Raw genomic sequence first — 19884 nt, 5'->3', positions numbered from 1 at the left:
GCGCACTCAAAATGCCACCGGTGGAGTGGTGAAAGACAATGGATTTATCGTTGGCTTGAACCCGGAGGCGGGGAGCCAGGAAGGCTGGCATTTGCGCTATCACTGAAGCTGCTGAAACATGGCTTCCGCCGGACTGGATATCGAGGTTGGAAAAGGCGCTGGATTGCGAAGGAACGCGCCTTCGTTCCTTTGCTCGGTTTCGGCTGCGGGGTCGCATTGATCACTACACTTCAAAAACCGAAATATTCACCTTACTGGTTTTAGAAAACCGCCCAAATTCCGGTCTGGATATAATTATCGAAATATTCACCTTACTGGTTTTACAAAACCGCCCTAAAGCACGGTCATTGCTTTAAAAAACCGGTCTAAATCCCGGTCTGGATTTACTTTTTCCCCTAAGATTAAATTTTTATGATTTTCAGAGGGCTAATCTCAGCCCGCCTTCTTCTGGGGAGCGTGTTCATGCCATTTCCATTTCGTCGTTGTTTGTTAGCTTCGTCGTTGTTGCTTGCTTGTTCTGCTTCAACTTATGCCGCACCGGCGGGAGATTTACCGTTGATGCCTTGGCCGCAAAAGGTTGAGTTGGCGGCGCAGCAGGGGAAGTGGGTGTTGAGCAATGCGCTGTCTATCGCGATTAGCGGCGATGATTTAGAGGCTGATATTCCGCGTTGGCGAAATCGTATTGAGTTGCAAACCGGGTGGGTGTTGCAGCCCGAAGATGCTAAGCATGCGGCGATTACCATTATGATTAAACAAAAAGTCGCCGCTCAGCCGATGCCAGATAGCGATGAAAGCTACCAGTTACATGTCACGCCGCAGGGGGCGATGTTGACGGCTAATACTCGGTTTGGTGCGCTGCGCGGGATGGAAACATTGTTGCAACTGATTCAAACCGATGGCGAAAATACCTTTATTCCGCTGCTGAGTATTGAAGATGCGCCGCGCTTCCCGTGGCGCGGGGTGCTGCTGGATTCGGTACGGCATTTCCTGCCGGTGACAGATATTAAACGCCAGCTCGACGGTATGGCGGCGGCCAAATTTAACGTGTTGCACTGGCATCTAACGGACGATCAGGGCTGGCGTTTTGCCTCAGAGCACTATCCAAAGTTGCAACAACTCGCGAGCGACGGCCAATTTTATACGGTCGAGCAAATGAAAGACGTGGTGGCTTATGCCACCGCGCTGGGGATTCGGGTGGTCCCGGAGATTGATATGCCGGGGCACGCATCGGCTATTGCGGCGGCTTATCCTGAATTAATCAGCGAGCCTGGTCCCTATAAAATGCAGCGTGAATGGGGCGTGCACCCTCCGACGCTCGACCCATCCAATCCACAAGTTTATAAGTTCGCAGATCGGATTATCGGCGAAGTAACGCGTATTTTCCCCGATCCTTATCTGCATATTGGTGGCGATGAAGTCAACGATACGCAGTGGCAGCACTCGCAGGCTATCCGCGCCTTTATGGCGAAAAATCATCTGGCGGACAGTAACGCGCTGCACACCTTTTTCAATCAACGTTTACAGAAAATCCTACACCAGCATCATCGACGGATGGTGGGATGGGATGAAATTTTGCAACCCAATTTGCCGCACGATAGCGTGATCCAATCCTGGCAGGGACCGGACTCTCTTAGTGCCAGTGCTCAGCAAGGTTATCAAAGTATTCTCTCGACGGGTTTCTATCTCGATCAACCGCAAAGCAGCGCCTATCACTATCGCAATGAAATTCAACCGCAACCATTGGGTGTTGATCCGTTGGTAGCCTCTGATGAGAAAGCACAAAGCTGGGCCTTTACTATGCCGCGTTTGAAAGGCAGTCCGGTTACTGGCAGCTTTACTCTTATTGACGGTAAAAATGGTTGGCGGGGCTATATCGATTTCGCCGGTAAATCCCGCCGTGCGATGCGAGATATCGTCTGGAATAGCGATGGACAGGTGAGCTTTGCCGTGGATACCTGGATGGGGGATACCCGCCCAACGCTCAATTTACAGCATGCGCCATCCAGCGGGTATTTCCTGATTGGTAATGTGCGCTACCCGGCGAGCGTTGAGAAGCTGGCGGAAGCACCGCAAGGCATCATGCCATCTGTGCCTGATGCGCAGAGCATGAAAAATATTTTGGGTGGCGAAGTGGCGCTGTGGCAGGAGAATATTACTTCGCAAATTCTGGATCTAAAATTGTGGCCGCGTGCTTTTGCGGTGTCCGAGCGTTTGTGGTCGGCGCAGGACGTGCAGGATGTCGATAATATGTATCAGCGCCTTGGTGCCGTTGACGCTTGGTCGGTAGTCTCGGTGGGGTTACAACAGCATCAGGAATCGGCGCGCTTGATGACGCGTTTGGCTGGCAGTAGCGATATTATGCCGCTACAAATTCTCTCCACGGCGCTGGAACCTGCGCAGTATTACACCCGCCAGCATTTGAAATTCCAGGCCGGGCACTACAACCAATATGAGCCGCTAAATCGCCTGGTCGATGCGCTACCAGCAGAAAGCAACGTGGTGCGTGAATTGGGCCAGCAGATAGATCGCTTGGTCGCTAACCCGCAGGATACAAAAGCCGCGCTCGCCATTCGTTGGCAGCTTACACAGTGGCAGACGAATAACGCGCAGGTTCAGCCACTATTGGCGCGTAATGTTATCCTAAAACCTATTGAACCGGTGGCGAACCAGCTCAATCAACTGGCGTCATCAGGATTGTTGTGGCTGGACAAATTGCAACAAGGAAAAGGCCTAAGTCCCCAGCAGCGCCAAGAGGCGAAAAAACAGTTAGATGCGGCAGCTGTGGTACAAGATGAGCTGGTGATTGCGGCCGTTTATCCGCTACAGCATCTGCTGAATGCACTGAAAAATAGTCAGTAGGTGTAAGCGTTTTTGGAGCATGCTAAAGGCCCGGTTTCTGCTCCGGGCCTTTTACTATGAGGGCTTAGTGATGTCTACTTTGATCGGCCTTATGGTTGATCCATGCATTAATCCCCAGCGTCAGCGCCAAGATTGTCCCGATCACGCCTAACGAGATTCCCACTGGAATATGGATGATATCGAGCAATAGCATCTTGATCCCGATAAAGACCAAAATGACCGATAGACCATATTTGAGCATTGAAAAGCGCTCTGCCACGCTAGCCAACAGGAAGTACATGGCGCGCAGGCCAAGAATAGCGAATAGGTTGGAAGTTAAAACGATAAAGGGATCGGTGGTTACAGCAAAGATAGCCGGAATGCTATCAACAGCGAAGATAACATCGCTTAGCTCGACCATGATCAATACCAACATCAGTGGAGTGGCATATAACAGGCCGTTGCGGCGTACAAAGAATTTATCGCCAGATAGCTCCTCGGTCAGTCTCATGCGGCCACGTAGCCAGCGAATCAGGGGCTTATCACCGATGGCATTATCGTCATCATCTTTGGATAACGCCATTTTAACGCCAGTAAATAGCAAGAAGGCGCCGAAGATATACAAAATCCAACTGAATTCTGTTACCAACCAACTTCCGGCAAAGATCATTCCGGTACGTAATACGATAGCGCCAAGCACGCCGTAAACAAGCACCCGGCGTTGCAAGCTGGCCGGTATTGAGAAATAGCTAAACAGGATTAGCCAGACAAAGACGTTATCTATTGCCAGGGCTTTTTCCAGCAGATAACCAGTAAGGAAAGCTAGCGTCTGTTTATCGGCCATTTCGCGGCCAAATTCGCCTTTGAAATACCACCACAAGCCCAGGCTGAATAGCAATGACAATCCTACCCACAGTAAAGACCACAGCGCGGCACTTTTCATACTCATGCTGTGTTCGCCTTTGCGTCCTTGTAGCAGCAAATCGATAGCCAACATCACTACCACTATTGCGGCAAAGCTGCCCCATAGAAGCGGATTACCCACAGAGTTCATGTTAATACCTCGAAAAATAAGCAAAAAAAACGGCCAACGTCAGAAGACGTAAGCCGCTCTCTCTGAGCTATAAGCAAACCTCGCCTTCCGGCAAGGTCTCACTTACAACGCTGATTAATTCTGGTATCAGGGCTGCCCGGTAACCGGGTGAAGTAGAAGCTCTTGGGCGCTGATTGGGTAGATGCGCGTGAGCTGTTTTATTCTATTCACCGTAATGACGATTATCCGACTAGGAAGTTACTCCCCTTTGCGTGTGCAAAACTAATGCAAATTATTTCAGCCGTCAAGCGCGCTGAAATAATTTGCTGTTATCCCGCTAATGCGCGCTGTTTACCAAGCGCCTCAGTGAAGGCGAGCAGCAAGCCTTGGCTCAATGGCGTTTCATTAATCTGTTGTAATTTATGATCATAATCAACGCCATCATCTGGTGACACTTGTTTTAACCACGGCAGATAGGTTTTCATAATTGCTGCGGTGAATTCTGGGTGAAATTGCGTGCTGACGGCATTTGGGCCGTAACGCAGGATCTGATGTGGATCGTGTGCAGAGCGTGCTAGCACCGTGGCACTCGCCGGAGGCGTTAATACCGTCTGCAGGTGGATCAAGTTGGCATTAAAATGGGTTGGCAGATCACAAAGCAACGGATCTTTTGTCGCTTCAGGCAGCAGCTCAATCTCAACAGTGCCGACTTCCAGTCCCGCAGGGTGATAATCGACTTCTCCGCCGAGTGCATAGGCCATTAGCTGGTGGCCGTAGCAGGCACCAAATAGCGGCAAATTAAGCAACATAGCTTGGCGGATCCAATCAGCGGCAAACTCACTCCAATCCAAATGCTCTGTCACCATGCTGCGTGAACCCGTAATGATCGCGCCAGCATAATGCTCGGGTGATAAAGGGCGCTCATCGGCTTGCAAGTCAACAATCTGCACCTGATGAGTATCAAGGTTACCCTGTCGCAAAAACATCTGCGGGAAATTACCGTGCTGATTGCGAATGTGATCGGGGGCGTTGCCTGTTTGTAGAATAACCAGCGGTTTCTGCGATGATTGACTCATTTAAGCTCCTGATGACTGTCTGCCGGGAAGATCACACCGGTTTGACGGCGGATCTCATCGAGTAACTTGGCGGTAATGCGTGAGACTTGCAACCCTGGGTGGTCGATAAACTGGTTTTCTACCAACAGAGAAAAGGTTTCCGCTTCGTATAGCATCGTATTAATGTGCTGCAACTGAGAAATATCCAGCTTCTTACTATCTTGTGCATTGCCAGAGTTTGCCCGCGGATAAAAACTCAAGGTTGGACAGGTAGAGATTTTATCGATTAACAACGTGGCTTCTTCGCCCTGGATTTCGCTTGGCAGATAAGAATCAGCAATTTTGGAATGGTTAATCACCACTTCAAAGCTGCCTCTTTCACTATTTTCGTAGTTGAGCAGCACGCTACCTTGCCCATCGACACCGCTTTCTAACAACGTCGCAGTAGCAATGACCGATTGCGGCTCGCCAAATAGCGCCACGCTACTTGCCAGGCAGTAATAACCAATATCCATAATCGAACCATTAGAGAATTCAGGATTAAAAGTATTGGGGTTTTCACCGGCTAAATAGCGTGGATAGCGTGACGAGTATTGGCCGAAATTAAATACTGCTTTACGCAGCTTTCCCATGCGCTCAAGCGTACTTTTGGCATGCAAAAAGTTAGGAAGATAGGCAGTTTTAAAGGCCTCAAACAGCACGACGTCGTGCGCTTTGGCACAGGCAATCATGCTATTGACTTCGGCCTCTGTTGAGGCAAGAGGCTTCTCACAAATGACGTGTTTTTTATGGCTAAGAAACAGCAGTGCCTGTTGGCAATGCAGAGAATTGGGGCTGGCAATATATACGGCATCAATAACATCAGAGCTTGCTAACGCATCGAGCGAATCAAAATAGTGACTGACTGGATACTCTTCCCCGAAGGCTTTTGCATTATCGAGGTGGCGAGAATAAATCGCCGTTAGTTTCATTTTTCCGCTTTCATGAGCGGCATCAATAAAACGTTCAGTGATCCAATTGGTACCGATAACAGCAAACCGAATCATGCATTCACTCCAGTAAATCAATCATAAAGTTTGCCGAACAAGTCCAAATGGGTCAGATACATGCGCGTATCAAACTCCAATTGATGATAATCCGGCGTCATATGGCAGCATAAGCTGTAAAAAGCTTTGTTATGGTCTTTCTCTTTCAAGTGTGCCAACTCATGTACCACGATCATTTTCAGAAATGCTTCTGGGGCACTTTTAAACACGGTTGCCACGCGGATTTCTGCCTTGGCCTTAAGCTTACCGCCTTGGATCCGTGAGATCGCGGTGTGCAGGCCCAGCGCATGTTTCATTACATGGATTTTATTATCGTAGGCCACTTTACTCAGCGGCGATGAGCTGCGCAAAAATTGGTTTTTTAGTCCGAGAGTAAACTGATACAGCGATTTATCAGTGGTCAGTTCGTGCGGTTGCGGATAACGCGAAAGCAAGACACTACCAAGGCGTTTCTGATCAATCAATTGGCGTACCTGAGCTTGTAATGCTTCAGGATAGCCCTGCAAATATGTCAGTTCAGCCATAACCACACCCATATATTCATATTGCCACCTTTTTCATCATCAGCGGATGATACCACCTCTCTCGCTGGATCCTTCAAGCGGCGATACGGTTATATAAATGAGCGTGCCATTTTGCTCCCTCAAACTACTTGTCCGTAGTAAGCTCATCGAGATTTTCTCTCTTACCGCCTCAAGCAACTGCAAGTGTTTATGAAATGTATAGTCTTATGAGGGTAAAACATGAGTATCCGTAATTTCACTCAGCAAATTATTTCTGAGTTGATGCATAATTCGCAATATATTGAAGATGCCGAATTAGACGAGATTATAAAATCTATCCGCCAGGCAAAACATATCTTCCTGGCAGGAGCGGGGCGCAGTGGTATTGGGGTACAAGGCTTCGCTAATCGTTTAATGCATCTGGGGTTTGATATCAGCTTGGTGGGGGAAATCAGCTCACCACATACCAAAGCGGGAGATCTGTTAATCATCGCTTCTGGTTCTGGGGAGACCGGTAGTTTGGTGGCATTAGCCACGAAAGCTAAAGCTGCCAAGGTTAATCTGGCCGTTATCACGATGGACCGCACCTCCACGATTGCGCGTCAGGCTGATACAGTCGTGATGTTGCCTGGTGTTTCTCCCAAACTTAAGCATCAAGGTGTTGATATTACGTCTATTCAGCCGATGGGATCGGCCTTCGAACAGCTTTGCTTTCTCGTCTATGATGCCATTGTGCTTGCGCTCATGGACGAACTGGGAGAAACCTCTGCCACAATGTTTGAGCGACACGCTGATTTAGAATAAAAATGGGGGCGGTATCTAATCCGCCCGACTCTTTACGCCATTCATCTTTTTTCTTTCCCTTCTGCCACCCCTTAATTTCATCAAGTTATGGCGATGAAGTACCAAACTATCGCGAATAATGCCGTTTTAACTGAAAAAACATTTTACTGATCGCACGATTTAGGGGATAAACAGCGCAAATTGAATATTGAGGAGGGCCAATGAGCCAATTCGAACTGGGTGAACTGCAACTTGAGCTGGAACGTTATCCGCTGGAAGAAGAGTCCACCACGCTGCAAGCTTGGGAAGCCGCTGATGAATACCTGCTGCAAACCCTAAGCACCGAGACACTCAATGGCCGTCCGCTACTGATTTTTAACGATGCCTTTGGCACGTTATCTTGTGCGTTGCAGGCGTTCTCGCCAGTGAGCATCAGCGACTCTTATATGAGCCAGCTAGCCACCCGTCATAACTTGCGTCTTAATGGTTTGGATGACAGCCAAGTTACATTGCAAAGCAGCCTCGACCCGCTGCCAGCGGCACCAGGACTGGTCATTATCAAAGTGCCCAAGACGCTGGCACTGCTAGAGCAACAACTGCTGGCGCTGCGTGCGGTTGTGGCACCAGATACGCAGATTATTGCCGGTGCTAAAGCGCGTGATATCCATACTTCAACGCTGCAGCTGTTTGAAAACATCCTCGGTACCACCAAGACCAGTCTGGCATGGAAAAAAGCCCGTCTGATTCACTGCCAGCCGGAAAAACAGGCCGACAGCGTTGAGCGAGTGACCAGCGATTGGGCGTTGGATGGCAGCGATATGCGTATCACCAATCATGCGAATGTCTTCTCCCGTACTGGATTAGATATTGGTGCACGCTTCTTTATGCAGCATTTACCGGATGGTATTGAAGGGCGTATTGCTGACCTTGGCTGTGGCAACGGTGTTATCGGTCTCACTGCGTTGGCGCTGAACCCAGAAGCAGAAATGCTGTTTGTTGACGAATCTTATATGGCGGTGGAATCGAGTCGCGAAAACGTAGCAAATAACCTGCCGCAAGATATGGCACGTTGTGGGTTTGACGTGAATAACATGTTGGCTGGTGTTGAGCGCGAAACCCTACATGCTGTGTTGTGCAACCCGCCGTTCCATCAGGGTCATGTCATTAGCGATGACACCGCATGGCGTATGTTCTGCGATGCTAAACGCTGTCTGCAAGTCGGTGGTGAACTGCGCATTGTTGGTAACCGTCATCTGGATTACTACCAGAAACTGCGCCGCCTGTTCGGCAACTGCACGACTATTGCCACCAATCAAAAGTTCGTCATTTTGAGCTCGATTAAATCGCCACGATAAGACTGAGATAGCCTCTATTTTGACCTTAAGTCCTTGACCTTCAATAGCGCATCTTGTCGGCCAAGCGAACGAATGAGGCCAGGGGAAAGCAGACAAGACGTCTGCTTTAGGTTGAGACGGGCAGGACGCCCGCCTCAGCCGACCCGTGAGGCCCTTGCCGGTCGCGTTCACCAGCGCTGATATATTACAGGCGACCGAACTTGCACAATACCCACATAATCAGCCCTTCGATGGCTAAAGCTAGATTTCCAATCCTAACCGGGTTCCCTGATCAATAGCGCGACGGGCATCCAACTCGACCGCCAGACTCGCTCCTCCAATCAGATGCACCCTTTTATCCATTGCCTGCAAAGGTTGCAGCAGCGTTTGGCAGGGTTCTTGCCCGGCGCAGATAATCACATTATCCACCGCTAACGTCTGTAGTTTGCCCTGATATAAAATATGCAAACCTTCATCGTCTATTGAATGATAATTTAGATCATTCAATAGCTTGACGCCACGATTGAGCAGACTCGCTCGATGCACCCAGCCAGTTGTTTTCCCCAGCCCAGCGCCTACTTTGGTATTTTTACGCTGTAACAAGGTTATCTCACGCGGTGAGGTTTCTGGCTGTGGGCCGCCTGGCGCTAAGCCGCCGGGCTGAGTCAGGTCACGATCGATTCCCCATTCATGGCTGAATGCTGCACTATCCAGGCTGGTCGATAAGCCAGATTGGCTGAGGTATTCCGCAGTATCAAAGCCAATACCGCCAGCACCGATAATCGCGACGCGCTTACCCACCGGTTTTTTATCGCGCAATACATCAAGATAAGTCAGAACACTGGGGTGATCGATTCCAGGAATATCTGGCAGACGCGGTGCAATACCGCTGGCAAGCACCACCTCGTCATAACCTGTCAGTTGTTCGGCTTGTACTCTTTCCCCTAATCGCAGGCTGACCTTGAGCAGGCCCAGTTGACGCGAGAAATAACGCAGCGTCTGATAAAACTCCTCTTTACCGGGGATCTGTTTGGCGACATTAAATTGACCGCCAATCTTATCATCGGCATCAAAGAGCGTGACGTGGTGACCACGCGCGGCTGCTGTAGTGGCAAAAGATAGCCCTGCGGGGCCAGCGCCAACTACTGCAATGCGTTTGGGTTGCGATGCGGGCAGAGGGTTCATTTCGGTTTCACGGCAGGCGCGAGGATTAACCAAGCAAGAGGTGAGTTCACCGACAAAAATCTGATCCAGACAAGCCTGATTACAGCCGATGCAGGTATTGATTTCATCGGCTCGCCCTTGTGCCGCTTTCACTACAAACTCAGCGTCGGCTAAGAAAGGCCTCGCCATCGACACCATATCGGCACAGCCGGAGGTTAGTACTTCCTCTGCCACAGCAGGATCGTTAATTCGATTGGTGGTGATAAGCGGAATACTGACTTTGCCCATCAGCTTTTGCGTGACCCAGCTAAAACCAGCGCGCGGCACCATGGTGGCGATCGTTGGGATCCGCGCTTCGTGCCAGCCGATCCCCGTGTTGATCAAAGTGGCACCAGCTTGCTCTACTAGCAGTGCCAACTCCTCGACCTCTTGCCAGTCGGAGCCTTCCTCGACTAGGTCGAGCATCGACAGACGATAGATAATAATAAAGTGTTCGCCGCAGCGTTGGCGCACGCGGCGTAAGATTTCCAGTGCAAAGCGTCGACGGTTTTCTACGCTGCCGCCCCAGCGGTCTTCGCGTTTATTGGTGCGCTGCACCAAAAACTGATTAATCAAATAACCTTCCGAACCCATGATCTCGACGCCGTCATAACCTGCCTGCTGTGCCAGTGCGGCGCAGTGAGCAAAATCAGCAATGGTTTGTTCAATTTGTTCTTCACTGAGTGCCTGCGGAACAAAGCGATTAATTGGCGCTTGTACAGCGGAAGGCGCGACTAAATCTGGTTGCTTGCTATAACGACCGGTATGCAAAATTTGCAGCGCGATTTTGCCGCCAGCCTGATGTACTGCATCAGTGACCAGTCGATGGCCTGCGACTTGTGAAGGGTGATCAAACACTGCGCCGCCGCGATGTGTCGCGCCTTGTGGGTTGGGCGCAATCCCGCCGGTAACAATCAGTCCTACGCCGCCTTTGGCCCGCTCGGCGTAAAACGCCGCCATGCGTTGAAAACCGTCTTCATGCTCTTCAAGGCCGGTATGCATTGAGCCCATTAACACGCGATTTTTCAGGCTGGTAAACCCTAAATCCAACGGTGCCAACAGGTGAGGAAATGTCGTCGTGGCGGTATCGGTCATAATAGGCTCGGCTAAGTGGTCGGATGAGATAATATCAATCTAGCCTAAGACAACCCATTACGAAAGTAAGGTTGAAGGGAGTGTGAGCAAGCTCAAAATAAAAAAATTCACCTAATTATGGATTTTTATAGCGTGAAATCATCAGGTTAATTTGGAAGGGGATAGATGGGGATTCTGTTATTGATTGAGCCACCTGCATTAATTTCATGCAGGCGGCTCATTATTTACGTGGGGATTTTATTCCAACAAGAATGAGCTTTGCTGCACATCTTGTGAATCTAACCCGATAAAGACATTGAATTTGCCTGGCTCAGAGGCCCATTTCAACTGGGTATTGTAGAAGCGCAGCTGTTTTTCATCGATAGGGAAGCTAACGCGTTTTTCTTCGCCCGGGGCTAACTCAACTTTCTCGAAGTTTTTCAGCTCCTTCACCGGGCGGCTAATCGAGGCGGTGACATCTTGCAGATAGAGCTGCACGATGGTTGCCCCGGCGCGTTTACCGGTATTTTTCACCATCACGCTGGCAGTCAACTGACCTTTAGCGTTGAGCGTGGTTGAAGAGAGCGTAATATCCGAGACGCTGAACTGGGTATAGCTCAGACCAAAGCCAAACGGATACAGAGGTCCGTTGGTAATATCGAAATAGCGAGAGGTGTATTTCTCCGGCTTTTTCGGGTTAAACGGACGGCCGGTATTCAGCACGCTGTTATACAGTGGAATTTGCCCCACAGAGCGCGGGAAGGTCATCGGCAACTTGCCCGATGGGTTGTAATCGCCAAAGAGTACATCGGCAATGGCATTGCCACCTTCGGTGCCGCTAAACCAAGTTTCCAGCATCGCATCAGCATTTTCAGCTTCCCAATTCAGCGTCAACGGACGGCCGTTCATCAGCACGATCACTAACGGCTTGCCGGTAGCTTTCAGTGCTTTTAACAGATTACGTTGGCTTTCTGGAATGCTGATATCAGAACGGCTAGAAGCTTCATGGGCCATACCTTGTGCTTCGCCCACTACGGCGACGACAACATCAGATTTATCGGCGATTTTTACCGCATCATCAATCATCTGCTGTGGCGTGCGTTTGTCTGGTACCACTTGTTGTTCGTAAGTATTCAGGTAATCGACAATATCTTTATCGTCGGTTACGTTAGCGCCGCGCTCGTATAATAGTGTGGCTTTATCACCGATGGCATCCTGCATGCCTTTCAATACCGTCACGGCTTGTTTAGCAACGCCAGCCGCCGACCAACTGCCCATAATATCGCGTTGGCTATCGGCCAATGGGCCGATCAGCGCAATGGTGCCTTTTTTCTGCAGCGGTAGCGTGTCTTTATCATTCTTCAACAGCACCAATGAAGTACGTGCGACTTCGCGTGCCTGTTGGCGATGCAAACGGCTTTCTGCATTGGTATCTGCCGGGTCGCTCGAGGCGGGGCCCAAATGACGATAAGCATCGGCAAATAAGCCCATATCCCATTTGGCATCCAGCACGTGACGCACCGAACGGTCGATCTCTTGTTGAGTGACCAGACCATCTTTCAGCAGGCCTTTGAGATATTTGCCGTACATATTATCGGCCATATCCATATCGACACCGGCTTTCAACGCCATCATGGCAGCTTGGCGATCGTCTTGCGCTACGCCGTGTTTGACCAACCCGCCAATGGCGCCGTGATCGCTTACCGTTAATCCGTTGAAATGCCATTGCTTGCGCAAAATATCTTGCAGCAGCCAGACGTTGGAAGTGGCTGGAATACCGTTAACACTATTAAGCGCGACCATCACGCCACCGGCACCAGCCGCCAGTGCGGCTTGGTAAGAGGGCATATAATCGTTGAACATGCGGGTCAGGCTCATATCGACCGTGTTGTAGTCACGACCGCCTTCCACAGCGCCATACAGCGCGTAATGTTTAACGTTAGCCATAATGCTGCCTGGTGCCGACGGGTCGCCGTTTTGATAGGCTTTGACCATTTCCGCACCCATGCGCGAGGTCAGGTAAGTGTCTTCACCAAACCCTTCTGAGACGCGGCCCCAACGCGGGTCACGGGTAATATCCACCATCGGTGAGAAGGTCATATTCAGGCCATCGGCCGCGGTCTCTTCAGCAGAGATACGCGCGCTGGTGGCTACGGCGTTGAGATCCCAACTTGCCGCTAATCCGAGGCTAATTGGGAATACGGTACGCTGGCCATGCACCACATCGTAGGCATAGAACAAAGGGATTTTTAGGCGGCTATATTGCACCTGGTCCTGAATACGGCGGATGTCGGGTTTGGTGACGGTATTAAACATACCGCCGACTTTGCCTGCGCGGACATCGGCCATAATAGCTTCTTTAGTATAATCTGGGCCGACGCTAACTAAATTCAACTGACCAATTTTTTCATCCAGTGTCATCTCTTTCATCAGGTGTGAGACAAATGCATTTTTCTCTTTCACCTGATTTTGCGGGATCCCGCCGCTATCTTGTGCGTAAATTGACGCGCTAACAAATAAAGCCAAAACACCAATCACGTGGTGGGTAGTCATCAGATTTCCTTTAGCCAAAAAGATTAGCCAGCCATTAAAAGAGGAAGCTAATAAGTAAGTAAATAACGCTCATTTTTAGTAGAGCAGGAGTAATGCCCGCTCGGTGATAAGTAATAGAGATGTGTCTATAGTACCTTAGCTCACCTGATTGGAATCTATATTAATAGAAAACAGAATAGCGTTATCAGATTGCTAGTTTTTTGCCGCCTATCACAACTTGTACGATAACAATAGCATGCAGCATGGGTACAGACGAGCCTGTCATAAGGCTGTCATGTAGGGCCTCTAGACTCCTGCTAAATTTTTATTGTCTCTGTTAGGGGTCTTTATCTTGCGTAATTTTGCTGCTGTCTTAGCTTTTCTTTGTGCCGGTTCGATCTTCAATGTTCAGGCTGCCGAAGAAGCCAAACCGTTTATTACCACTCATGATTTGGACCTGACCCAGTATTTGCCAGCACCTCCGGCCAATGATTCCGCGCAAACCAAAGCAGAAATTGCTGAGTTGTTGGAAATTCAGGCCACGCGAACCCCGGCACAAGAGAAAGCCGCGATTGCTGATGCACAAGAGAATGTCTGGCGTTTTGCTGACGTAATGGGCCCAAAATTTGACGAGCAGAAATTACCAAAAGTTGCCGCTTTCTTCGCCCGTGTCGTTGCCACCGAAGATGTTATCGACGACCTGCCGAAAAAATTCTTCAATCGCTCACGCCCTTACATGGTGTCAGACCAACTGCACCCGTTGTTGAAAAAATCTAAATCAGGCTCCTGGCCTTCAGGCCACTCGACCTTGGGTTACTCTATGGCGACGTTGTTAGGCGATATGGTGCCTGAGAAGCGTAACGAGCTGTTTACCCGCGCGGCTGACTATGCCAATAACCGCCTGGTCGCTGGTTTCCATTATCGTTCAGATACCGTAATGAGCCGTACCGGTGCTGCATTGATGGTACAAAAAATGTTTGAGAAGCCAGAATTCAACGCAGAATATGATGCCGCAAAAGCAGAACTGCGCGCAGAGCTGGGTTATAAATAAGAAATTTGCTGTCGCTGCTTAGATATAAGCAGATTATATATAAGTAAAATAAAACCCCGGCCATTGATGGTCGGGGTTTTATTTTGTCGGTATTTAAGTCGGTAGTGAAAGGACTATTTCACATTAGCATACTGTTTTTTCGCATCGGGGCTCGCGGCTGGGCGCAGTGGTTGAGAGCCGTGCTCTTTGGCTGACTTGATCCATGCCCAGGAGCCGAATCCAGCGATGCCAATCAAAATCAGGTATTCCAGAGACATCACATAAACGCCCTGAACGGCATAAAGCACAACGCTTATCACATCCAGCGCACACCAGATGATCCAGTTTTCTACGTATTTTTTGATCATCAATACCGTGGCGACAATCGACAGCACCAGAATTGTTGAGTCCGAAAGCGGATAAGAGTCTGGGATCAATGTCGGTTCAGTCGCATTGATGCCTAATTTAGAGAGAAGCCAGAAAGCAAAGTCGGTCAACATGGAGAAAATAGCATTAATTTTAAAGGTCATTAATGCAATGAATCCCACGCTGATAACGGCCGTGATAATAAATTTCTCCAGCGATAACCAGCGTATTTTGATCTCTGATGTTTCTTTCTGATCGTCTTTATACCAAATGATCCATCCCACGACATTGGCGACAAAGAAAAACACCTGCAACATCATGCTGGCGTAAAGCTGGATTTGGAAAAAGATCGCGGTAAACAGCGTGACATTTAACAGGCCGAATAGATAGTTAATGGTTTTTTCACGGCTTGCCAGCCAGATATTAAGTAATCCAAATAATGTACCAACCGCCTCGATCCATGAAAGCTGATAAGCCTCGGTGCCGAAGGGAATGCTGACCATGATGTTATGAATACTGAAAAAAGAAAGCATAGCGCCTACCTCTGATTACAAAATTATTTGTCGGGCTAGTGCAATAGACATCTGCCCATTATTATTCATCAAGCGTTAACGGAGGCTTGCTGGTTCTGCATGGTTAAATGCGCAATCACACTGGCGCTATCTGCCACCCAACCATAGTTCTCATCTAATACGGCCAGACATTCGACCTTTCTGGTGGCGCTCATTGATTCCACGGCATCTGAGACAACAATGCTGGCGTAATGATGGTAGTAAGCTTGGCGTACCGAATCTTCAACACAACATTCCGCCACCACACCGGTGAATACCAAGGTATCGACGCCAGATGCACTTAAAATGTCGTGCAAGTTAGTGCCATAGAAACCACCGAAACCGTGTTTAGGTACGATAGGTTCACCGGCAATCGGTGCCAGCTCATCGATAATGGCAGCGCAGTCAACCGGCTCACTGCTATCTTCATAGCTTCTGAAATGGCCCACACGACAAGCTTTAGTGTTTTCATCTAAAAACTCGGTCCAGGTGAATTTACTTTCTAGTCTGCGCCACGGATCATTAGCCACGCTAACCCACTGTAAAAAGATCACCGGGTAGCCATTTTCACGAAAGTATTTCAGTAGCGACTGTTGTGGTGCGATGGTCTCTCTACCGCCTGGAACTTCAAACGGCGCACCCTGACGGACAAAATCATTTTGCATATCAACGATGATCAAGGCAGGTTTTGGTGCAACGGGCAAAAGATGTAATGACATAGTTTTTATTTCCCTTGGCAAAACAACAGGCTAAATCTGTAATCGGTTGCTATTTTTATACTGTTATTAAAAATGACTACATCGGCGATATCACAGTATTTGCAAAATCTTCTGCAATACCTATGCCAAGAGAATTCCTGCTGAGATCTAAATAAGCGGCAATAAGAAATGGGGATATACTCAACGTAGTGAAATAGTCTATTTAATGCCGTCAGAACAAGGTGTTGGTGCTTAAAGTTTGAGATAATACGTGTGGGAAATAAAATGCGCGTACTTTTATCTCTCCTTAATAAATGCAATAAATAACTTCGCAATGTAAGTTTTTATTAATAAAATCCCGCGCTAAATGTGAATACAGCAATCGTTTGTACTGGAAACCGCGCCATACCCTATTATCCCACTGCACTCTTTTAATCCATGCTGAGTAAAAATGACACAATGTGGTGCAATGGTGCGCTTTACGGGCATTGAGATGGTGCAATTGTATTTGATAGGTTATACGACTAGCGCAGTGATTTTGAATATTTTGGTCGCATAGAGCTAACCGCCGCCAACCCCATGATTTGATCAGCCTCCCGCTTAATAATCGCGATAACTTATGCCTAAAGCCGACGGCTTTTTTCTTTATTATGAATGTAGGTATAAGGACATCATGAAAAATAACGCTGATAAATCCGCCGCTGGCCAAGCGAAAATTGCATTGGTTACGGGGGCCAGTAAAGGTATTGGTGCAGAAATTGCTCGTCAACTCGCGCGTGATGGTTTTGACATTTGGCTTAATTATCACCGCGATCACCGGGCGGCGGCCGTTGTTCGCGACGAGATACAGGGTGAAAAGGGAAAATGCCTGCTAGTGCCCTTTGATGTGGCTGATATACAGCAGGTGAGGCAAGCGCTACAGCCTTTGCTTGATGAGCAGGGCGCGCCTTTTGTTTTGGTGAATAATGCGGGGATCACCCGCGATAAACTGCTCGCGATGATGGAAGAAACCGAGTGGTCACAGGTTTTATCTGTTCATCTCAACGGTTTTTTCAACGTAACCTCGTTAGTGACCCCGCTGATGCTGCATAAAAAACAGGGGCGTATTATTACGATTTCATCGACCGCAGGCCAAACCGGCGTTGCCGGGCAGGTGAACTACTCGGCAGCTAAATCAGGGCTTATCGGCGCCACCCGTTCGCTAGCAGTTGAATTGGCACGTAAAAATGTATTAGTGAATGCCGTCGCGCCAGGATTTATTGCCACCGAAATGATCGGTGAGTTACCGCTGGATGCGATTAAGCAGAGTATTCCTCTGCGTCGAGTCGGGCTGCCTGCCGAAGTTTCGGCAGTGGTCAGTTTTCTCGCCTCTCCGGGGGCCAGCTATATTACCGGCCAGGTTATTGCGGTAAACGGCGGCTTATTTACTGGCTAACTGGCGATAGTATGTCGTCGCCAGAGTGGCTCTTGTTTAAAAAACAAGAAGCCACTTAATCCTATGCGAGATTTACCCCTGCAACTGCACCAGATTTCCATCGTTGATAGAAATCATGAAGAAAGGTCGGCTGTTCGAGCATCAGTTTTCGCCGCGCATCAATAAACATCTGCACCGAGTAACCTGTTGCGACAATCTCTTGCGCCTGATTCTTAATCAGGTAAGACAAATTGAGCCTTGCCGCTTCACTCCAATGCAGCAACGCGGTAATGGTGCAGCGTTCATCAAAGACTAAGGGTGCTCGGTAATCGACGTACATTTGGCGCACCGGTGCCAAAATGCTGTGCTGCATCATCACTTGGTAACCAATATCATAGAAATTTCCCAGTGCGACGCGCGCATCTTCAAAATAGCTGGCGTAGTGCCCGTGCCAGAGCACAGCCATCAAATCGACTTCTTCAAAACGCACAGTTCGTTCGACTGTAAAAGGCAGAGGTTCAGGGATCGGGTTGCCATTTAGACAAGGCTGCGGCGTAAAGTAGGGGAAGCGTTTCATGTTATTCATCCGTTATCCGTATTGCAGTTCAAATAACAAAGCTGCAGCTCAAATAACAACGTTGCTGAACGAATACCGTTGGCCAATATGGTGCTTGTATAACGATGGGCCCGGTCGGCGGCGACTTGATCAACACGAACATCAATACGATCGTTAGGTTTTATCTGGCTGGTAAATTTACATTGTATGACATCAGTCAGTGTACTTGGCTCACCACATGCCGCCGTATATTGCGCTAACATGATCTGCACAATGCCTGGCACGACAGGGTTTGTCGGGAAATGACCTCGAAAACCGACAAAATCATCACCAAGACAAAATTGAGCGACTGTGCTTTTTTTGCCATTTGGTTGGCAGAACTGCTGCGGCGGTGTGGTAATAAATCTCGGAATATCTGCGGATAAGTCTGTCATAGCATTTTTCCTCTCCTGTGCCTGTTATAGAAAAAGGCAGGTGCTAGTTCACCTTAGCTTTATTGCCGTTTTTGCCTGCGTCACTCGGAGGTGCTGGCACCTTTTTTTAGCTTGTGCTCGGAGTTCCTGCTGCTCATCGTGATTCAAACAATCATAGAAAAAGCGCGCTGTGGCATCGGCAACGGATTGGCGCTCTTGGTCGATAGTGACCAGATGGTAGCTGTCTTGTAAAAGCAGCAGTTCATTAGGGCCTGCGTAATGTTTATGGACATATAGGGCATTAGAGACACTGGCCAAATCGTCCTCCTGGGCATGAACAATCAGTGCTGGCACCTTGCCTCTTGGCATCACCAGCCTGGCGTCTTTGGCAAGGTCTAACATTTCATACAGAATCACGCCCGGCGTGCTGGTGTGGCCCGCCGCTGAGCTGTCACCGCTTTCGAGTTTCATCACGATACGTTCACGCAGCGGCTCATTTTTGATGCCATAGGGATGAGATTCTTTAAAGCGGTAGTGGTTGCGGAATAACGGTATTTTGAGTAATAGCGGTAGTAATATGCCTAGCCGGGATACGCTCCAGCCATCGCAACGTAATGTGATGGAATAGAAAGCAAGGCCGGTAATATCAGGATATTTATCCGCCAACAAAATACTCATGGTTGCACCGGCCGATAAACCACCGACAAACACTTTGTAGCCTTGGGATACCAGACGACAATATTCCTGTTCTATGCTAGCCAACCAATCTGTTTTATTGGTACTCAGCAAACTATCAATAGTATTGCAATGCCCTGCAAGAACGGGGATAGAGACCGTAAATCCATAGCGGTGTAATCTCCGCGCCAGAGAGTCCATCTCCTTTGGTGTGCCGGTTAAACCGTGGATCAGGAGAACGGCAAACCGACTTCCTTGATGAAAAATTCCTTTCTCAGTCAACATCAATCCATTGTTCCCTAAATGACGCGGTTCAGTCCTCATGCGCTCGGGCCCATCGCTGTTATTGGGCATAGAAGACTTTTAAGCTGCCAGACGCAAGCAACTGGTGTTGGGTGGCTATCTTGAAATCTAACACCCGTATTTCCGCTAATTCATGCGCAATACTCACTGAGATGAGCAGGACGTCATCTTCATAGGCATCTTTGTGGATCACGACGTTTTGCACGCCAGCAAGCCAAGCCGTGGCGGGGAGATTGCTTTTTTGCCCCAGCCCCATCAGGGCGCAACCAGACTGTGCAGCGAGTTCGATAAAGCCAGCCCGTACCAAAACTTTCTGCTGTGTCAGTAAAATATGCTTGGGGTGCAGCGTAGCGGTCACCGAAATACTTATTCCGGCGCTAGCGATAATCTCATCAATACAACACATCTCACCCTGCTGGGGGATGAAATGCGCTGCATTGACAGGAAATTGCAGCTTGGGTTCATTCATAGCAGGTA

The 19884-nt window shown here is 48.9% G+C and carries 17 protein-coding genes; 5 read left to right on the top strand and 12 right to left on the bottom strand.

Translation table 11 applies throughout. The annotated features are described in order from the left end of the window. Nucleotides 1-462 precede the first annotated feature (462 nt). Nucleotides 463-2859 (top strand): beta-N-acetylhexosaminidase, encoded by a 2397-nt coding sequence (locus tag ACL9RG_RS10745; protein WP_422792592.1) that lies wholly within the window; start codon nucleotides 463-465, stop codon nucleotides 2857-2859. Nucleotides 2860-2923: 64 nt separating this feature from the next. Here ACL9RG_RS10745 and ACL9RG_RS10740 read toward each other — a convergent pair whose 3' ends face one another. The 4 genes from ACL9RG_RS10740 to ACL9RG_RS10725 form a co-directional block, all read right to left on the bottom strand. After that, complete coding sequence (locus tag ACL9RG_RS10740) at nucleotides 2924-3892, bottom strand: TerC family protein (RefSeq protein ID WP_422792591.1); 969 nt, start codon at nucleotides 3890-3892, stop codon at nucleotides 2924-2926. A gap of 308 nt (nucleotides 3893-4200) precedes the next feature. After that, the gene (locus tag ACL9RG_RS10735; protein WP_422792590.1) at nucleotides 4201-4947 is read right to left on the bottom strand and encodes a glutamine amidotransferase; all 747 of its coding nucleotides are present in this window, start codon (nucleotides 4945-4947) and stop codon (nucleotides 4201-4203) included. Further along, nucleotides 4944-5972: a Gfo/Idh/MocA family protein gene (locus ACL9RG_RS10730; protein WP_422792589.1), complete on the bottom strand. Its 1029-nt coding sequence runs from the start codon at nucleotides 5970-5972 to the stop codon at nucleotides 4944-4946. Before ACL9RG_RS10730 ends, ACL9RG_RS10735 begins: the two co-directional genes overlap by 4 nt. Nucleotides 5973-5989: 17 nt before the next feature. Further along, a complete protein-coding gene (locus ACL9RG_RS10725; RefSeq protein WP_422792588.1) occupies nucleotides 5990-6496 on the bottom strand; it encodes a M48 family metallopeptidase in 507 nt (168 codons plus the stop codon). Between the two features lie 219 nt (nucleotides 6497-6715). Between ACL9RG_RS10725 and hxlB the strand changes: the two genes are divergently transcribed. Further along, nucleotides 6716-7279: a 6-phospho-3-hexuloisomerase gene (gene hxlB, locus ACL9RG_RS10720; RefSeq protein ID WP_422792587.1), complete on the top strand. Its 564-nt coding sequence runs from the start codon at nucleotides 6716-6718 to the stop codon at nucleotides 7277-7279. 200 nt (nucleotides 7280-7479) lie between these two features. Next, on the top strand, nucleotides 7480-8613 hold the full coding sequence (gene rlmG, locus ACL9RG_RS10715) for a 23S rRNA (guanine(1835)-N(2))-methyltransferase RlmG (protein ID WP_422792586.1): 1134 nt from the start codon (nucleotides 7480-7482) through the stop codon (nucleotides 8611-8613). A gap of 240 nt (nucleotides 8614-8853) precedes the next feature. Here the strand turns inward: rlmG and ACL9RG_RS10710 are convergent, their stop codons facing one another. Both ACL9RG_RS10710 and bglX read right to left on the bottom strand, forming a co-directional pair. Further along, nucleotides 8854-10890 (bottom strand): FAD-dependent oxidoreductase, encoded by a 2037-nt coding sequence (locus ACL9RG_RS10710; RefSeq protein WP_422792585.1) that lies wholly within the window; start codon nucleotides 10888-10890, stop codon nucleotides 8854-8856. Nucleotides 10891-11127: 237 nt separating this feature from the next. Beyond that, nucleotides 11128-13422: a beta-glucosidase BglX gene (gene bglX, locus ACL9RG_RS10705; protein WP_422792584.1), complete on the bottom strand. Its 2295-nt coding sequence runs from the start codon at nucleotides 13420-13422 to the stop codon at nucleotides 11128-11130. Between the two features lie 331 nt (nucleotides 13423-13753). Between bglX and ACL9RG_RS10700 the strand changes: the two genes are divergently transcribed. Further along, entirely contained in the window at nucleotides 13754-14452 is a 699-nt protein-coding gene (locus tag ACL9RG_RS10700) for an acid phosphatase (RefSeq protein ID WP_422792583.1), read from the top strand. 113 nt (nucleotides 14453-14565) lie between these two features. Here the strand turns inward: ACL9RG_RS10700 and pnuC are convergent, their stop codons facing one another. Next, nucleotides 14566-15330, bottom strand: coding sequence for a nicotinamide riboside transporter PnuC (pnuC, locus tag ACL9RG_RS10695; protein WP_422792582.1), 765 nt, complete (start codon nucleotides 15328-15330; stop codon nucleotides 14566-14568). A gap of 68 nt (nucleotides 15331-15398) precedes the next feature. Beyond that, a complete protein-coding gene (locus ACL9RG_RS10690) occupies nucleotides 15399-16067 on the bottom strand; it encodes a cysteine hydrolase family protein (protein ID WP_422792581.1) in 669 nt (222 codons plus the stop codon). A 652-nt stretch (nucleotides 16068-16719) separates the two neighbouring features. On the opposite strand from ACL9RG_RS10690, the gene fabG reads away from it, so the two are divergent. Next, nucleotides 16720-17481 carry a 3-oxoacyl-ACP reductase FabG gene (fabG, locus tag ACL9RG_RS10685; RefSeq protein ID WP_422792580.1) on the top strand — a complete coding sequence of 254 codons (762 nt, stop codon included), beginning with the start codon at nucleotides 16720-16722 and terminating at the stop codon, nucleotides 17479-17481. 61 nt (nucleotides 17482-17542) lie between these two features. Here the strand turns inward: fabG and ACL9RG_RS10680 are convergent, their stop codons facing one another. Genes ACL9RG_RS10680 through ACL9RG_RS10665 form a run of 4 tightly spaced genes read right to left on the bottom strand, consistent with a single transcriptional unit; the run spans nucleotide 17543 to nucleotide 19876 of the window. Continuing rightward, nucleotides 17543-18046 (bottom strand): acyl-CoA thioesterase, encoded by a 504-nt coding sequence (locus ACL9RG_RS10680; protein WP_422792579.1) that lies wholly within the window; start codon nucleotides 18044-18046, stop codon nucleotides 17543-17545. Further along, nucleotides 18043-18450, bottom strand: a complete 408-nt coding sequence (locus ACL9RG_RS10675; RefSeq protein ID WP_422792578.1) for a hypothetical protein — start codon at nucleotides 18448-18450, stop codon at nucleotides 18043-18045. The genes ACL9RG_RS10680 and ACL9RG_RS10675 overlap by 4 nt, the downstream gene beginning before the upstream one ends. Before the next feature lie 48 nt (nucleotides 18451-18498). Continuing rightward, the gene (locus ACL9RG_RS10670; protein ID WP_422792577.1) at nucleotides 18499-19428 is read right to left on the bottom strand and encodes an alpha/beta hydrolase; all 930 of its coding nucleotides are present in this window, start codon (nucleotides 19426-19428) and stop codon (nucleotides 18499-18501) included. A 19-nt stretch (nucleotides 19429-19447) separates the two neighbouring features. Beyond that, entirely contained in the window at nucleotides 19448-19876 is a 429-nt protein-coding gene (locus ACL9RG_RS10665) for a hypothetical protein (RefSeq protein ID WP_422792576.1), read from the bottom strand. Nucleotides 19877-19884 lie beyond the last annotated feature (8 nt).

Source organism: Rouxiella sp. Mn2063, from assembly GCF_049319665.1.
Lineage (GTDB): Bacteria > Pseudomonadota > Gammaproteobacteria > Enterobacterales > Enterobacteriaceae > JBMOUD01.
Note: the sequence above shows the minus strand (reverse complement) of the source record. Positions and strands in the feature narration are given on the sequence as shown.

Coding starts and splice junctions, on each gene's coding strand:
- ACL9RG_RS10745 (WP_422792592.1), top strand. CDS start 463: ATGCCATTTCCATTTCGTCGTTGTTTGTTAGCTTCGTCGTTGTTGCTT.
- ACL9RG_RS10740 (WP_422792591.1), bottom strand. CDS start 3,892: ATGAACTCTGTGGGTAATCCGCTTCTATGGGGCAGCTTTGCCGCAATA.
- ACL9RG_RS10735 (WP_422792590.1), bottom strand. CDS start 4,947: ATGAGTCAATCATCGCAGAAACCGCTGGTTATTCTACAAACAGGCAAC.
- ACL9RG_RS10730 (WP_422792589.1), bottom strand. CDS start 5,972: ATGATTCGGTTTGCTGTTATCGGTACCAATTGGATCACTGAACGTTTT.
- ACL9RG_RS10725 (WP_422792588.1), bottom strand. CDS start 6,496: ATGGCTGAACTGACATATTTGCAGGGCTATCCTGAAGCATTACAAGCT.
- hxlB (WP_422792587.1), top strand. CDS start 6,716: ATGAGTATCCGTAATTTCACTCAGCAAATTATTTCTGAGTTGATGCAT.
- rlmG (WP_422792586.1), top strand. CDS start 7,480: ATGAGCCAATTCGAACTGGGTGAACTGCAACTTGAGCTGGAACGTTAT.
- ACL9RG_RS10710 (WP_422792585.1), bottom strand. CDS start 10,890: ATGACCGATACCGCCACGACGACATTTCCTCACCTGTTGGCACCGTTG.
- bglX (WP_422792584.1), bottom strand. CDS start 13,422: ATGACTACCCACCACGTGATTGGTGTTTTGGCTTTATTTGTTAGCGCG.
- pnuC (WP_422792582.1), bottom strand. CDS start 15,330: ATGCTTTCTTTTTTCAGTATTCATAACATCATGGTCAGCATTCCCTTC.
- ACL9RG_RS10690 (WP_422792581.1), bottom strand. CDS start 16,067: ATGTCATTACATCTTTTGCCCGTTGCACCAAAACCTGCCTTGATCATC.
- fabG (WP_422792580.1), top strand. CDS start 16,720: ATGAAAAATAACGCTGATAAATCCGCCGCTGGCCAAGCGAAAATTGCA.
- ACL9RG_RS10680 (WP_422792579.1), bottom strand. CDS start 18,046: ATGAATAACATGAAACGCTTCCCCTACTTTACGCCGCAGCCTTGTCTA.
- ACL9RG_RS10675 (WP_422792578.1), bottom strand. CDS start 18,450: ATGACAGACTTATCCGCAGATATTCCGAGATTTATTACCACACCGCCG.
- ACL9RG_RS10670 (WP_422792577.1), bottom strand. CDS start 19,428: ATGAGGACTGAACCGCGTCATTTAGGGAACAATGGATTGATGTTGACT.
- ACL9RG_RS10665 (WP_422792576.1), bottom strand. CDS start 19,876: ATGAATGAACCCAAGCTGCAATTTCCTGTCAATGCAGCGCATTTCATC.